The sequence below is a fragment of the Bartonella sp. AP4SXKL genome (genome assembly GCF_042195845.1).
GTDB lineage: Bacteria > Pseudomonadota > Alphaproteobacteria > Rhizobiales > Rhizobiaceae > Bartonella.
In genome coordinates, this window is record NZ_JBHIPA010000004.1 from 24,621 (window position 1) to 40,234 (window position 15,614).

Consider the following 15,614-nt stretch of genomic DNA (forward strand, 5'->3'; position numbering starts at 1 on the left):
ATTTTCGTTCTTTTTGGGAGAGGAAACCAGACAAAAAGTGATCTTAGAGAGCGAAATGATTTCAAAAAAGATTGCGATAAAAAATGTAGGGTATTTGTCGCGGTGTGCGTTTTGAGCTTATTCCTATCTGTGATCTAAAATGCTCTTATGAAGATGCTTTTTAGAATAAGAGATTGTTACTAATATATTGACTTATAATGATAGTTTAATGTTCTCTCTGTTAAATGAGAAATCTAAGTATTATAAATTTTCTTATTTTAAATCTATTAAAATTACTTCTTTGCATGTCATATGAGGTTGGTATGTTCGTGTTTAAGAAAGGCGTAATGCATGCCTCTTACCAATCATCCCAAGAGGTTTAAGAGCTATCGTAATACTTGGGGGGTGGCAAAATATAGGGTGGGGCGGTTTGCATTTTTTATGAAGGGTAAGACAGTGGTGTAAATAGATTTTTATGACAAGTTTGATTTTATAGCTATCTGGGAAGATTTATTTACAAGAGCTGTCTTCTATATTGGGGATGGCATTAGATAGATCACGTGTTGTGAGATCAAGTTTGGGATGTAAGAGATGTTTTTTGGTTAATGTGCAAGACAGTGACACGTGTATCGGGGCGTTGTGCTTTGTATGGGGGGAAGTTCTGGCGGGCTTTTATGGCGGTAATTCGTGTGGAAAGGTATGGAGAGAAGGGTAAAGCAGTCAGAGGGTAGCAAGGTTTAAAGTCACAAGAATAAAGATCAGGGAGAAAGGTCAGAATGCGGTTCTGATATAGACTTGGAGCGTTTTAATATATTGGAATATAAGAATGCGGATTTGATTGATCTGTTGTATTGCGCTTTCAGCATTGTTCTTTTTAACAGGATAGGCAATGAAATGGATATCAGGCATTAAATATTTAAGTTCTCGCATTGAGCGCCACACATGGTAATCATGGGTGACGATATAAAGGGTTTTATAGTGGTGTTTTTTGATCCAATCGGCGCTTTCTTTAGCATTTCCTCTGGTGTTAATCGCTTGATGTCCGATGTCAATACAACAGGAGATAAGCCGTGGGGTAATATGCATGTTGTGCATGAGACTTTTCAGATTGGTTGTGGTATTTACGCCACTGATGAGGAGACGTGAACCAAGCCCCCTTTGTAAGAGATTAAGTCCTGTCTCTATTCGGTTTTCTCCGCCTGTAAGCACGATAATGGCATCCGCTTTGGGGAGAGGTGTTGGGGGAGAGAGTCGTTCAGTTTTTTCAGAAAAAATAATAAAACCGCCCCAGAAAATTAAAACAATGATTGAAAGAGTAAGGGTTGTCGGTGGAAAATAGCGAAATAAAAAGCAGGGAGACCAATTATTATAGTGGGTCCGTTTTGGAAGAGGACGTTCTAAATTGTTTTGCGTCAATGAGTTGAAAGTATTGTAAGTCATAAAATTAAAATAAACCGTTTTCACATTGATCAATTTTTTTCAGTTGCGCTAAAATAGTCATGCGGTTTGTAAGGGTGGTAAGAAAAGAAACGAAAATAATAAGAAAAATGATTTTTCCGTAGGGGATGGAACTTATGGAAAGATGTCCAAACAAAGCTGTTACTTGGCTAGCTTCTACTCTTCCCAAGTTATAATTCGTCCAGAGACAAAAGGCTGAAAATAGAAATATGCTTGTGAGACCACCATATAAAGCACCACGCAGCGCAGTTTTAAAAAAATGCCAGTCAAATTGGCGAGCAATGAAAAGAGTTTCAGTACCAAGGAAATATAAGACATTGATAATATGTGTATTTTCTGCCAATGCATTGCGGGTGGCAAAAATGATGGTGAGGATAAGAGAGCCTAAAACCAATGCTAAAATTGAAAAACCAATGAAAACAGTGGTGTGTGCCATGGTCGCAAAACGATGAACCCAAACACGGTGATCATCAAATTGACCTCCTGGAATTTGGGTTTTAATGGCGTGATTAATGGCTGCAAAATTGATTTTTTCATCTCTCTTCAGGGTCACAATGATGAGGCGGGGAAGGGGTAGTTCATTGACATTGAAGCCTGTTCCAAGCCATGGCTCCAGTAACTTTTCTGTAGCTTTTTGGTCAACAATTTTTGCATCTTGTACACCAGAAAATGTTTTAACCAATTGTACGGCATCACGGAGTGCTTTGTTGATATCAACATTGTCAATGGGGCGTATTTGTATTGTTGCTTCATAGCTAATCTGATTACTCCAATTTTGGGCGGCACGTTGGACCAAATCAACACCGATTAAGGTGAGGCTTGAAAGAAATGTCATAATAGCAATCACGGCAACTAATGCTTTTCCAGAAATATTACCACTGGGAATAATCGCTGTTGTATTTTTTTTATTGCTTGTAAAAATGGGGAAAGACTTATTCATGAATCGTCATCCGTCCGTTATGGAGAAGCATACGCCGTGCTGCAACTTGTTCCATTAAGGCAATATCATGGGTGGCAATGATAACAGCCGTTCCAAAACGGTTTAATTCAATAAACAAACGGAGGAGGCGTTTTGCCAAGGGCGGATCGACATTTCCGGTGGGTTCATCGGCAAGTAGAATTTCAGGTTGATCAATGAGTGCGCGTGCAATGGCTACCCTTTGTTTTTCCCCACCGGAAAGAACCGGTGGTAAAACATGAATATGATCTCCAAGACCTACCCAACAGAGAAGATCTTCCACTTCACTGCGATAGGTTGCTTCTTCTTGTCCTTTAATGCGTAAAGGTAAGGAGACATTTTCATAAGTGGTCATGTGGTCGAGTAAACGAAAATCTTGAAAAACCACCCCAATACGTTGTCGCAGCGCAGGGAGCTCTTGTCGTTTGAGTAATGCTGTGTCTGTTCCAAAGAGATCAATATGACCGCGGGTGGGTTTGAGTGCCAAAAACATAAGACGCATCAGCGACGTTTTCCCTGCTCCAGAGGCACCTGTGAGAAATTGAAATGATCCAGGAGGAATATGAAAGCTAATATCACGAAGGACCTCAGGGCCCATTCCATAGCGTAGGCCGACATTTTCAAAATGAATCACTTTTTATTATTACTCCTGATTTTATATTGCATCATTTATTCTAAAAACTCTTACTTTCATTGCTTTAGATTTTTGTTGTAAGCTTGTTTATTTTAGATTTCATGGTTTTCAATATTTTTTATACACCCTCGTTATAGATAAATATTTTTGCTCAAGAATATTATCACTTATACTTTCTTTTTTTAGCCTTATTTATGATTTTAGCAGGAATTTCAAAGGGATTCTAGCATAAACATCAGAACTATTTTTCCTTCTTACTCAGAGGCTTTTTTTGCATTGAGTGGACATTGGGTGATTTTAAAAAGCTATGTTGCTCTTTTTATCTTACTTTCTTATTCTTGTTCGCATCCCAATCCTGAGGTTTTTGCTTAAATTATTTCTTACCTGTTATGAAAAAAAGCGTTTGTTGTTAGAATGATTGAGCTTCTCGTGAATTGTTTTATTTTTTATTCTCCTCGGTGGTTTTCGTAATAATGCTGAGATAATTTTAGCAAAAAAAAACAAAAACCACCGTATGTTGTATTGCGTCGTGTTTTTTAGTTTTGCCGGTTGGCAATTAGATCTTCAACAACTTGTGGTTCGGCAAGGGTTGAAATATCTCCGAGAGTATCAAAATCGTTTTCAGCAATTTTTCGTAAAATACGTCTCATAATTTTCCCTGATCGCGTTTTGGGAAGCTGTGGAGCAAACTGAATTTTATCCAATATGGCAATAGAACCTATTTCTTGTCTCACATGCTTGATAAGGTCTTTTTGCAATTCTTCACTTGGCGCTGTTCCTTCCATGAGGGTCACAAAACTATAAATTCCTTGCCCTTTAATGGGATGCGGGTAACCCACAATAGCTGCTTCTGATACAGCGGGATGAGAAACAAGAGCCGATTCAATTTCAGCGGTTCCTAATCTGTGCCCCGAGACATTGAGAATGTCATCAACTCGTCCTGTGATCCAATAATAACCGTCGCTATCGCGCCTACAGCTATCGCCTGAAAAATATTTTCCTTTATAGGAGGAAAAATAAGTTTGAATAAAGCGTTCATGATCCTTATAAAGTGTGCGCATTTGTCCTGGCCATGAATCACTGATACAAAGAGTGCCTTCTGCTTCACCTTCTAAAACATTGCCTTGGGCATCAACAATTTGGGGTTGAACACCAAAGAAAGGACGTGTGGCCGATCCTGCTTTGAGGGGGGTTGCACCAGGCAAGGGTGTGATCATATGCCCTCCTGTTTCCGTTTGCCACCATGTATCGAGAATCGGACAACGGTCATTTCCAATTATATGATAAAACCATTCCCATGCTTCTGGGTTAATAGGTTCTCCTACTGTGCCTAAAAGACGCAACGATGTTCTGTCTGAGTGTTCAACAAACGAATTTCCTGCTCCCATTAAGGCGCGGATAGCTGTTGGTGCGGTGTAGAGTGTATTGACTTGATGCTTGTCGACAATTTCCCAGAATCTGCCTTTGTCAGGAAAGGTTGGTGTGCCTTCAAACATTAAAGTGGTCGCACCATTACATAAAGGTCCATAAACCAAGTAAGAATGGCCGGTTATCCAACCAATATCAGCCGTACACCAGTAAACTTCATCGGGGTGGTAATCAAAAACATATTGGTGAGTCATCGAGGCAAAAACAAGATAGCCTGCTGTGGTATGCAAAACACCTTTAGGTTTGCCGGTGGAGCCTGAAGTATAAAGAATAAAAAGTGGATCTTCAGCATTCATTGGTTCTGGTGGACAAGCTGTTTTGGTATGAGCTATCTCTTCGTGGTACCAAAAATCACGCCCCTCTACCCATTGAATGGGTCCACAAGTCCGCCGTATAACCATGACTTGGTCCACATGCACGTTTTGGCGTGCTGCTATCTCAATAGCATGATCAACATTGTCTTTTAAGTTGATCCGTTTGCCGCCACGCAAGCCGTGATCAGCGGTAATCATAAAGGTTGATTCACAATCGACAAGGCGTCCTGCTATTGCTTCAGCAGAAAAGCCTGCAAAAATAACCGAATGAACAGCACCAATGCGAGCACAAGCAAGCATGGCATAGGCTGCTTCGGGAATCATAGGAAGATAAATGGTTACTTTATCGCCTTTCTTAATGCCACGACTTTTCAAAAGATTAGCAAAACGACAAACATGTTCATAAAGCTCGTTATAGGTTATTTTTTTATCATGATAAGGATTATCTCCTTCCCAAATGAGCGCGATTTTGTCTCCATGGGTTTTCAGGTGGCGATCAATGCAATTATAGGTAACATTTGTTATCCCATCTTCGTACCATTGAATGGAGACATCTCCGTTAAAAGAAGTGTTTTTTACTTTTGTAAAAGGTTTAAACCATTCAATGCGTTGACCATGTTTGGCCCAGAAGCTTTCTGGATCATTGATGCTTTCTCGATACCATTGTTGATAAGTTTCCTCATCGAGTAAAGTATTTTTTTTGATCTCTTCTGATATTGGATAAATTTTTTCAGTCATGTTTCCCTCTTTTTATTGTTTGGAAAAATCTGCCTCTGTATTTTTGTATGGTTATATTTGTGGCAGAGTTTTCCCAAAAGCTTTTCATTATAAGGTTAGACTAAATGACAAAGATTAGAATAGTCAATTTTTAAATCTGATACGTTTTTCTTAAAAAGGTATTTTATGCTTTTAGGATATTCAAATATGGCAAAGACTATTGCGGTATAGAGCTTTTTATAAACGCACAAAGGCACTAAAAAATATCATATAAAAAGGGAGATGAAGGTGCTTTATTGATTATCGCTTTAAATGTTTTTTATTTTGTATTCCCTTATTTAAAAAAGAATAAGTTTATTAATAATTAATTAAACCAAAATATCAAAAATAATGAAAAGAATTACTGTATATAAAGTTTATTTTATAGTTACTTTCCAACTGTAACTACCACTTTTAAAAACCAATAGCATATATAGGGATAAAGACAATGAGAATACAAAACATTCTTACGATTTCATAACAAATATTCATTATAAAAAAATCCTGATTATAAGATGTGATCCACAATAGATATCTCTGAAAATTATTTTATGCACAGATGTAGATATTTAATTTTGGTATATTCTTACAAATATACTTACAAAATTATTTAACTTCAGAGATATCTTTGTCGCCATATGACCGAATGTGTTGAATGAACCAAACATATTAATTCTCCTTAATTATCCACATTAAAAGTAGTATCACAATGATACATTTCAAATGGTTATTACGTATTTTAGATCATTGTCAAAGATAAATTTTAAAAATGGAAATAAAAATACTATATAAATCATATATATGTTATGTATATATTAATATTTTTCTTAAAAAGATAATAATATTATTTATAATATTTTAAAATATAAGAAATACCCCATGGTTTTTCTTAATTAAAGTTTAAAATCAGAAAAATTGCGCATATGAAAAGTTGAAGTTTTTCTCTTTGTTTACGAGAAAGATAAAGAAATATCGTTATTGAAATCGGTCTCATTGCCATTGTTTTTCTTGCATGTATTATGCGCACATGCATGGGATTCGTTCTTTTATTTTTCAAGCGGATATTGACTGTATTTACGCTTTGTAGAGCATAGAAAGCCTCTATGCTATCGTTGACCTTATAGATTGCTATTCATGTTGTTTAGCGCGGTTCTTGGCGCTCTATTGGGTATTTGAGATGTTTATTTTGCTCAAGTGACTTACATGAAAGAGTTTTGTTACTGTATTATGCAACCATAAACCTCTTTTTGTCTGCTTTATGCCATTGGTATGTGGGGAAATTGTTTACGCGTGTTGGAGAAGTTTAAGAGAATTCATGATTTTCAATGGAAATCATTGCGATAATCGTATTAAATATTCTTTTGCAATTATTTATTTCGCGACAGTTTTTTCATTCATGCGCAACGCCCCTCTTATCATTTTGCTTTTATATAAGGATTTATTTTTTATGTTGCTTTTGCTGGAGAGGCGGTCAGAGGGGAGTAAAGTAGAAGCAATGTGCGAGAATATGAGAGCAAAATTGTAATGCTATTTTGAAGCTATTGTACGCGTTGTGGATGTGCCGGTGAGAAATTTGAGAAACCGGCTTTTTTACTTATTTTGCTAACAGGATGAAAGAGGGACTGGAATCTTTTTTGCTAGAATTGCTCCTTTATTGAGATTGAAGGAAATATTTTTTCTCATTTCTGCTGTTTTTGGTTTGTTCGTAGAATCTTCAATGGGAATTTATTGAAGGGGGAATAGATTTATATGAGGGAAAATTGTTTTACACGGGGCGTTTTCCAAATAAAGCGGAGCCAATGCGAAGGATATTAGAGCCAAACTGTAGAGCGGTTTTGAAGTCACTGGACATGCCCATGGAAAGCTTTGGAAGACCTGCTTGTTTTGCTAATTTTGCTAAGAGCGCGAAATAGGGGCCGGGGTTTTCGTCGACAGGGGGGATGCCCATAAGTCCGATGATATCGAGTCCATAGTTGTTTTTGCATTGAGAAACAAAAGGGATCAATTCTTGCGGTGCAACACCACTTTTTTGCGGTTCTAATCCAATGTTAACCTGAACGTAGCAGGGGAGATGCCTTTTTTGCTTTTCCATTTCTTCAGCTAAGCTTTTGGCTATTTTTTCACGGTCAACCGTTTGGATGACATCAAAAAGTTTTACTGCCTCTGCCGTTTTATTTGATTGTAGGGGACCGATGAGATGGAGTTTAATATTTTCAAATTGTTGACGTAAAGCAGGCCATTTTTGTGCTGCTTCTTGTACGCGGTTTTCTGCAAACAAAGATTGGCCTGCTTGTAAAATGGGGCGTATATCAGCGGCAGAAACAGTTTTTGAAACAGCGATAAGTTCAATTTCTTCTACAGGGCGTTGTAACTCTTGGCATATTGCTGCAATGTCTTTTTGAAGGTTTTGCCATGCTTCAATGGAAGGGGCATCGAGGGGCGTTTGTGTATTCATGTTTTTGTGCTTTACCTTTTTTGTTCAAGAGTTGGTCGTTTTTTTTAAAGTTTTATAAAATACTTAGGGAAATATTTCACGAAAATGTTGACGATGAGGTTAATCCATGGTCAAGCATAATAAAACAAGTTTTTGGTTCTGTTTTATTAAAAGAGTATAATGGGAATGACAATTGGACATTATAATATAGGCGAACGCTATAATCCACGTGCGAGAGAAAAAAAATGGCAAGAAATTTGGGATGAAAAGAAAATTTTTCAGACTCTTCAAGAAGATGCTCGTGAAAAATATTATGTTTTAGAAATGTTTCCTTATCCTTCTGGGCGCATTCACATGGGGCATGTGCGCAATTATGCCATGGGGGATGTGGTTGCACGCTATAAACGCGCCAAGGGGTTTAATGTGCTTCATCCCATGGGGTGGGATGCTTTTGGGATGCCGGCTGAAAATGCCGCTATGCAAAATAAAGTGCATCCTAAAACTTGGACCTATCAAAATATTGCGGTCATGCGCGGGCAATTAAAACAATTAGGACTCTCATTAGATTGGGCGCGTGAATTTGCAACTTGTGATGTGGAATATTACCACCGCCAACAAATGTTGTTCCTTGATTTCTATCAAAAGGGGTTGGTAGCACGTAAAGTGGCTAAGGTGAATTGGGACCCTGTTGATCATACTGTTTTGGCCAATGAACAGGTTGTTGATGGGCGGGGATGGCGTTCTGGTGCGTTGGTTGAACAACGTGAGTTGACGCAGTGGTTTTTCAAAATTAGCGACTTTAGTGAAGATCTCTTGGCAGGGCTTGAAGAGCTGAACCAATGGCCGGAAAAAGTTCGCACCATGCAAAAAAACTGGATTGGAAAATCACAAGGTTTGCTGATTCGTTGGGCCTTAAAGTCGGCGGGTGATGCTGATGATGTTTGTGAGAAATTTGATGAGGTTGTTTGTTATTCAACGCGTCCTGATACACTGTTTGGCGCTTCCTTTTTGGCTCTGTCTGTTGATCATCCTATTGCACAAGCTTTGGCAAAAAAAGACAAAGCGTTGAGTGCTTTTATTGAAAATTGTCGGTGTGGTGGAACGACAACGGCAGCACTTGAAACAGCTGAAAAACAAGGGTTTCTCACGCCCCTTTTGGCTGTTCATCCTTTCGATTCAACAGTACATATTCCCGTTTATATCGCGAATTTTGTGCTTATGGACTATGGAACAGGGGTTGTTTTTGGTTGTCCAGCTCATGATCAGAGAGATTTCGATTTTGCGCGTAAATATGATCTTCCAATAAAACCCGTGGTTTTGCCAAAAGGAGAGCAAGCAGAAGATTTTGTCACACCTGAAACACCTTATACGGGTGATGGGGTGATGATCAATTCCAGTTTTTTGGATGGTTTGACACCCCGACAAGCTTTTGAAGAAGCTGCTAAAAAGCTTGAAAAACAAATGCTCAATGGGCAACCGCAAGGGAAGAAAACAGTGCAATTTCGTTTGCGTGATTGGGGGATTTCACGTCAACGTTATTGGGGGTGCCCCATTCCGATGATCCATTGTACAACTTGTGGGGTTGTTCCTGTTCCACGTGCCAATTTACCGGTTGTGTTGCCTGATGATGTTACTTTTGATCAACCAGGAAATCCTCTTGCACGACATGAAACATGGCAAAATGTTACTTGTCCTTCCTGTGGTCAACCTGCCAAACGCGAAACCGATACCATGGACACATTTGTTGACTCTTCTTGGTATTATGCACGCTTTACGGCTCCTTTTGCGCAGGGACCTGTTGACAAACAAGCAACAGCTGAATGGTTGCCTGTGCAACAATATATTGGTGGAATTGAGCATGCCATTTTGCATCTTCTTTATGCGCGCTTTTTTATGCGTGCTATGAAATTGGTCGGTCATGTGACGGTAGATGAGCCTTTTAAGGGGCTTTTTACCCAAGGGATGGTGGTGCATGAAACCTATCGGGATGATCAAGGGTGGGTTTCTCCAGCAGAAATTTCGATTGTTGAAAAAGATGGAAAGCGGTGTGCTTATAAATTAACCGATCAAAGTGAAGTGACGATTGGTTTGATTGAGAAAATGTCAAAATCAAAAAAGAATGTCGTTGATCCTGATGATATTATTGCATCTTATGGCGCTGATACTGTGCGTTGGTTTGTGTTGTCAGATTCTCCTCCCGAGCGGGATGTCATTTGGACAGAATCTGGTGTTGAAGGTGCACATCGCTTTGTACAGCGTGTTTGGCGCCATGTGGCTGTGAGTGCTTCTATTTTAAAGGATGTGGCGCCTTGTGCAGGGCATCAGGGAGCGGCTTTGGAACTCTCAAAGGTCGCACATCGCACGCTCCACGCTGTAGAAGATGATTTGGAAAAATTCGCTTTTAATCGGGCTATTGCACGCCTTTATGAATTCTTGAATATTATGGCGCCGTTGTTAAATAGGATAGAAAGTGTTGACGATGAAATGAAAGCTTCTTTACGTCAAGCTATGGATTTTTTTCTTGCTATGATTGCACCCATGATGCCCCATTTAGCAGAAGAATGTCATGCTGCTTTAGGGGGAAAAAATTTAATATCTGCGCTTGCTTGGCCTATTTATGATCCCACGTTAACCGTTGCGGAATGCTATACTTTGCCAGTACAAATTAATGGTAAAAAACGTGGTGAGGTGAGCGTTGCAGCAACTGCTGATGAGGTGATGATTAAAGAAGCGGTTTTGGCGTTAGATTTTGTAAAGGCGCAGCTAATTGAAAAGCCTGTGAAAAAAATCATTGTTGTTCCACAAAGGATTGTGAATGTCGTTTTTTAGAAGTTCTATTCTTGTCATTTTAGCTGGTGTATTCACACTGTTGTGTGGATGCAAAGTTGAACCGCTTTACCGTCAAGAGTTGCAGAGTGCAATGACAATGGATTCTGCTTCTTATGGGAATCCTGCTTCTGGATACCCTTCTGGACAAGCTTCTTTGGGATTAGCGCAAAAGCTTGCTTCTATTGTTGTGGAAGAACCTTCGGATCGTTTTGGACAAATGGTGCGCAACCATCTGCTTTTTCTTTTGTATGGAAATGGTGCTAAACCTTCTCTACCTGCTTATCAATTGGCATTACAGATATCCGTCTTTACAAGAGAATCTATGCAGATAGAGGTTGATTTCGAGAAAAAGAGAAAGGGACGACCTTCTGTTGGAACTGTTATGAGCAGAGCTTCTTACACTTTGCAGGATATGAAAAATACTCTTGTTGCAAAAGGAACAGCAATGATGAATGCATCTTTTGAGCGACTTCGTCAAGAATATGCAACGCTGCAAGCAGAAGAAGATGCAAAAAAACGTGTTGCGGAAGAGTTGGCTGAACAGATCTTTTTGTTACTTTCAAAAGATCTTTCCAATAAAAATTCTAGATATTAAGCAATATTTTGTCCTGTTTTTTTCCAGTCGTCGAGGAATATTTGCAACCCTTTGTCGGTGAGAGGGTGTTTGACCAGTGCTTTTAAGATTGCTGGTGGAACTGTTGCAATGTCAGCACCACTGAGTGCTGCTTCTTTGACATGATTAACGGTGCGGATTGAAGCGGCCAAGATTTGTGTTTCAAAGTTATAGTTATCATAAATTGTGCGAATTTCATGAAGCAGTTCACTTCCATCATTTCCACAATCATCAAGTCTACCAATAAAAGGTGAAACGAATGTTGCGCCTGCTTTGGCGGCTAATAAGGCTTGATTGGCAGAAAAACAAAGGGTGAGATTTGTTTTTAGTCCTGCTGCTGTGAGGGCTTTACAGGCTTTTAATCCATCGAGTGTTAAAGGAAGCTTGATACAAATATTGTCGGCAATCTTTGCTAAAACAGCTGCTTCTTTCATCATGTTTTCAAATTCTGTTGCTGCAACTTCAGCAGAAACAGGTCCGCTAACGAGAGCACAAATTTCTTTTGTAACATCAAGAATATTGCGTCCTGATTTTAGGATAAGAGAGGGATTGGTTGTGACACCATCAACAAGGCTTAAATTCTGTAACTCTTGAATTTCTTCAATATTGGCGCTATCCACAAAAAATTTCATCTCTAACCTCTTCTTTTTAGCTTATCCTATTTTTTGTTATGCGCTATTGTTGACTGCAAAAGCAAGAGAAAGAATTAATATCTGTGTAAAGAACAAGAATGCTATGGTGTTAATCATGTACCCGTTTTCGGTAAAGAAATATGATTTATCGTTTCCACACCCATTTCATAGTGTTACTCGTGATAAGGTATAGAATTCATTGCGTACCAACATTTTTGCGTATTGGCATCTTTGCGTAGCGGTGTTTTTATATTTATGGAAATAAGCTAGCATTATCAAACACTTTGCTCATTTCCTATTTGCGATTGCTCTTGATATTTGAGAGTGCATCATAAGATACCTTCCTTTTTTAGGGGGTATGTTTAACTTTGTTTTTGATGAAAGCGGATGGATTTATTTTGTCGTAAAACACTGTTGAAGAACGCCTGTAAAATTTTACGCATGAAGGGTTTTTTTATGGTCAATTACATTGATTTATTCTGTGTTCTCCATTCTTCAACAATACGCTTTTGTGCTGCTTGTATTGTTGCTTGATTCTCAATCAAGCTGAAAGATGTATACACGTGTTTTCACGTTTTGGCACAAAGCCAAGGTGAATATTGTAACGGCTCCATTTGCAATATTATTCTCCCTATAATTAAAATCATGGGATACTCTTTCATCAATAAGGATTTACAAATGTTCCTCGATGGGGTTGAAATGAGAAAAATTCATCGTATTGAGGGTTTTATTACAATAGGTAAAATGATGATTATATCTTTATAAATCAGTTTGTTGAAGATAAATTGAGATATGAGGCGGTAAAAAAATAAAAGTGTGCGTTGGGAAGAAGTCATACTATGGGATCGCTTTGTTGAAGGATGCACTTAACCGATAGCATGTTGAATGCTTAATAGTGATGCGCTTTATTTGCACAGAAGAATGGCGCTGTTTTTTTTGCTATAGAGTTTTTTATTATAGACGATGAGATTGGTTCTTTTATTGGCACTTTGGTGATGAAATGAGTATTAAAAAGAATTTTTGTTAGAAAAGTGTTGTAATCGGGGGGATTGAATCCTGCAATGAATTTTATAAGAGTGTTTAAAGATTAAGGTTTAGGCCTGTTGGTGTTCAATAGGTCGTAGATTGGTTTAAAAGATGAATTCAAACATGATAGAGGAAAAGATTGTATCCGTATTGGTTCCTCTTCCTGTTGCTCACGCTTATAGTTATAAAGTTCCATCTTCTATGGAGGTGAACGTTGGTTCCTTTGTTCGGGTTCCGTTGATGGGGCGTGAGCTTTGCGGTTTTGTTGTGGACGTTGGAGAGCAGACAGCCGATGGGCAAAAGTCTGCTCCTGTGGCGCGTGAAAAATTACGCTCTCTGCTTCATGTTTTTGATTGTCCCCCATTAAAGGCAGAAATGATCACATTTTTGCGTTTTGTTAGTCGCTATACAATGGCACCTTTTGGTCTTGTAGCACGATTGGTTTTGTCGGTACCGGCTGCTTTAGAGCCGGAAGCGCAGATGCTGGGTTTGCGGTATTGTGGTGGAAATGTAGAACGTCTCACACCAGCGCGATCACGGATTTTGGAATTGGTGCGTAATGAGAAGATATGGACACGTTCTGGTCTGGCACATGCGGCTGGAACTTCGGTTTCTGTTGTTGAAGGTTTAAAAGCGCTAGGAATTTTTGAAGATGTTAAGGTTCCTGCTCCTGATCTTGTGGCAATGCCTGATCCTGATTTTTGTCCCCCTCAGTTGCAGGGAGCGCAAAATGAAGCAGCAACATTATTGCGGGAAGGTGTTTTATCTTCTCAGTTTCAAGTTTTTTTGCTTGATGGTGTTACCGGATCAGGAAAGACGGAAGTTTATTTTGAAGCGGTCGCTCAAGCTTTCAAAGGGGGCAAGCAGGTTTTAATTTTATTGCCGGAAATTGCTTTAACTCAGCAGTTTTTAGATCGTTTTTATGCACGTTTTGGCGCTGCGGCAGCAGAATGGCATTCTGATCTGACGCCACGTCGTAGAGAACGCGTCTGGCGGCAAGTTGCAGAAGGGCGGGTGCGTGTCGTTGCGGGGGCTCGTTCGGCACTTTTTCTTCCCTTTCATGAGCTTGGCTTGATTGTTGTCGATGAAGAGCATGATAGCGCTTATAAACAAGAAGAGCGCATTTTTTATCATGCGCGTGATATGGCTGTTGCACGGGGCTCTTTTGAGCATTTTCCTGTTATTTTATCTTCAGCAACACCGTCGATTGAAAGCCAAGCCAATGTTTTAAAAGGGCGTTATCAAAAGGTGCATTTACCTTCCCGTTTTAAAGAAGTTGCACTTCCACAGTTGCGGGTGATTGATATGCGCCAAGGAGGAGTGCAAAAGGGGCGCTTTATTTCCTTTGCTCTTGAAAGGGCTTTAAAACAAACGCTTGATAAGGGCGAACAAGCTCTTCTTTTTCTTAATCGTCGTGGTTATGCACCTTTGACTTTATGCCGAATTTGCGGACATCGTTTTCATTGTACCGATTGTTCAAGTTGGTTGGTCGAACATCGTGCGCAAGGGCAACTGAAATGTCATCATTGTGGATATCATGAACCACTTCCTGAAGCCTGTCCTGAATGCGGGACATTAGATCATCTTGTGGCTTGCGGACCGGGTGTGGAAAGAATTGCCGAAGAAACACAAATGCTTTTTCCTCAAGCGCGATCATTGATTCTTTCAACAGATCTCAAAGGAGGGATTGGGAAGTTGCGAAGCGAATTACAAGCCATTGCAAATGGCGATGTGGACATTATTATTGGAACACAGTTAGTCGCTAAAGGACATCATTTTCCCAAGCTCTCTCTGGTTGGTGTTATTGATGCTGATCTTGGTCTTGCCAATGGCGATTTACGCGCAAGTGAACGTACCTATCAGCTGCTTTCTCAAGTTACCGGAAGAGCAGGGCGTGTGGGATTGAAAAGTTTAGGATTATTGCAAACTTATCAACCAGATCATCCGGTCATCAAAGCCTTACTTGCATGCCAGCCAGAAGATTTTTACACACGTGAGATTGCAGCACGTCAGCATTATCATTTGCCTCCCTATGGGCGGCTTGCCTCTTTGATCGTGTCTGCACAACAGCGCCAAGCAGCAGAACATTATGCGCGCGCATTGCGTCAGGCAGCGCCACGGGAAAAAAATATCTCGGTTATGGGACCAGCAGAAGCGCCTTTGGCTTTGGTTCGGGGGCGTTATCGTTTTCGGCTTTTGCTGCAAGGACAGCGTTCTTTTGATATACAAGGGTTTATACGTGCAATGCTTAGCGGTACACCCAAAATGCCCAGTTCCGTTCGGGTTCAAATTGATATTGATCCGCAAAGTTTTTTCTAAAACCAGTATCGCATAAGTGAAGATCTCTTTGCTTAAGGTGCTTTACTTGAACTCTTATATTATTCAGAATAAGCATCCAGGCAGCAAAATATGATACATGTCCATTGCATTAAGTAGAGCCACGGGAAAAAATATCTTTGTTATAGAACCAGCAGAATCGCTTCTCTTCTTCGAGGGCACTATCATTTCGGCTTTCACTTCTTTTTTGTATGAGGGACAGTATCTTTTTGATAG

The 15,614-nt window shown here is 39.5% G+C and carries 9 protein-coding genes; 3 read left to right on the top strand and 6 right to left on the bottom strand.

Annotated features, from left to right (window positions below; all coding sequences use genetic code 11):
* Nucleotides 1-750 precede the first annotated feature (750 nt).
* From ACFIMI_RS03255 to ACFIMI_RS03275, 5 genes are all read right to left on the bottom strand, one after another.
* Nucleotides 751-1,419 carry a YdcF family protein gene (locus ACFIMI_RS03255; protein WP_375632077.1) on the bottom strand — a complete coding sequence of 223 codons (669 nt, stop codon included), beginning with the start codon at nucleotides 1,417-1,419 and terminating at the stop codon, nucleotides 751-753.
* 4 nt (nucleotides 1,420-1,423) lie between these two features.
* Nucleotides 1,424-2,377, bottom strand: coding sequence for a cell division protein FtsX (locus ACFIMI_RS03260; RefSeq protein ID WP_375611715.1), 954 nt, complete (start codon nucleotides 2,375-2,377; stop codon nucleotides 1,424-1,426).
* Nucleotides 2,370-3,029, bottom strand: a complete 660-nt coding sequence (gene ftsE, locus ACFIMI_RS03265; protein WP_273723097.1) for a cell division ATP-binding protein FtsE — start codon at nucleotides 3,027-3,029, stop codon at nucleotides 2,370-2,372. Before ftsE ends, ACFIMI_RS03260 begins: the two co-directional genes overlap by 8 nt.
* Nucleotides 3,030-3,565: 536 nt before the next feature.
* Complete coding sequence (gene acs, locus ACFIMI_RS03270; protein ID WP_375674783.1) at nucleotides 3,566-5,509, bottom strand: acetate--CoA ligase; 1,944 nt, start codon at nucleotides 5,507-5,509, stop codon at nucleotides 3,566-3,568.
* A 1,783-nt stretch (nucleotides 5,510-7,292) separates the two neighbouring features.
* A complete protein-coding gene (locus tag ACFIMI_RS03275; protein WP_375671752.1) occupies nucleotides 7,293-7,982 on the bottom strand; it encodes a YggS family pyridoxal phosphate-dependent enzyme in 690 nt (229 codons plus the stop codon).
* Nucleotides 7,983-8,147: 165 nt separating this feature from the next.
* Between ACFIMI_RS03275 and leuS the strand changes: the two genes are divergently transcribed.
* Together leuS and lptE are read left to right on the top strand one after the other, a co-directional pair.
* Complete coding sequence (gene leuS / locus ACFIMI_RS03280) at nucleotides 8,148-10,790, top strand: leucine--tRNA ligase (RefSeq protein WP_375638313.1); 2,643 nt, start codon at nucleotides 8,148-8,150, stop codon at nucleotides 10,788-10,790.
* Entirely contained in the window at nucleotides 10,777-11,385 is a 609-nt protein-coding gene (gene lptE, locus ACFIMI_RS03285; protein ID WP_375628707.1) for an LPS assembly lipoprotein LptE, read from the top strand. The genes leuS and lptE overlap by 14 nt, the downstream gene beginning before the upstream one ends.
* Here lptE and fsa read toward each other — a convergent pair.
* Nucleotides 11,382-12,035, bottom strand: coding sequence for a fructose-6-phosphate aldolase (gene fsa, locus ACFIMI_RS03290; protein ID WP_375668291.1), 654 nt, complete (start codon nucleotides 12,033-12,035; stop codon nucleotides 11,382-11,384). The genes lptE and fsa overlap by 4 nt on opposite strands.
* 1,149 nt (nucleotides 12,036-13,184) lie before the next feature.
* Here fsa and ACFIMI_RS03295 point away from each other — a divergent pair.
* Nucleotides 13,185-15,380, top strand: a complete 2,196-nt coding sequence (locus tag ACFIMI_RS03295) for a primosomal protein N' (RefSeq protein ID WP_375688989.1) — start codon at nucleotides 13,185-13,187, stop codon at nucleotides 15,378-15,380.
* Nucleotides 15,381-15,614: the final 234 nt, after the last annotated feature.

Excerpts from the sequence above, each read along its gene's own strand:
- lptE (WP_375628707.1), top strand. The coding sequence starts at position 10,777 with ATGTCGTTTTTTAGAAGTTCTATTCTTGTCATTTTAGCTGGTGTATTC.
- ACFIMI_RS03260 (WP_375611715.1), bottom strand. The coding sequence starts at position 2,377 with ATGAATAAGTCTTTCCCCATTTTTACAAGCAATAAAAAAAATACAACA.
- leuS (WP_375638313.1), top strand. The coding sequence starts at position 8,148 with ATGACAATTGGACATTATAATATAGGCGAACGCTATAATCCACGTGCG.
- ACFIMI_RS03295 (WP_375688989.1), top strand. The coding sequence starts at position 13,185 with ATGATAGAGGAAAAGATTGTATCCGTATTGGTTCCTCTTCCTGTTGCT.
- fsa (WP_375668291.1), bottom strand. The coding sequence starts at position 12,035 with ATGAAATTTTTTGTGGATAGCGCCAATATTGAAGAAATTCAAGAGTTA.
- ACFIMI_RS03275 (WP_375671752.1), bottom strand. The coding sequence starts at position 7,982 with ATGAATACACAAACGCCCCTCGATGCCCCTTCCATTGAAGCATGGCAA.
- ACFIMI_RS03255 (WP_375632077.1), bottom strand. The coding sequence starts at position 1,419 with ATGACTTACAATACTTTCAACTCATTGACGCAAAACAATTTAGAACGT.
- acs (WP_375674783.1), bottom strand. The coding sequence starts at position 5,509 with ATGACTGAAAAAATTTATCCAATATCAGAAGAGATCAAAAAAAATACT.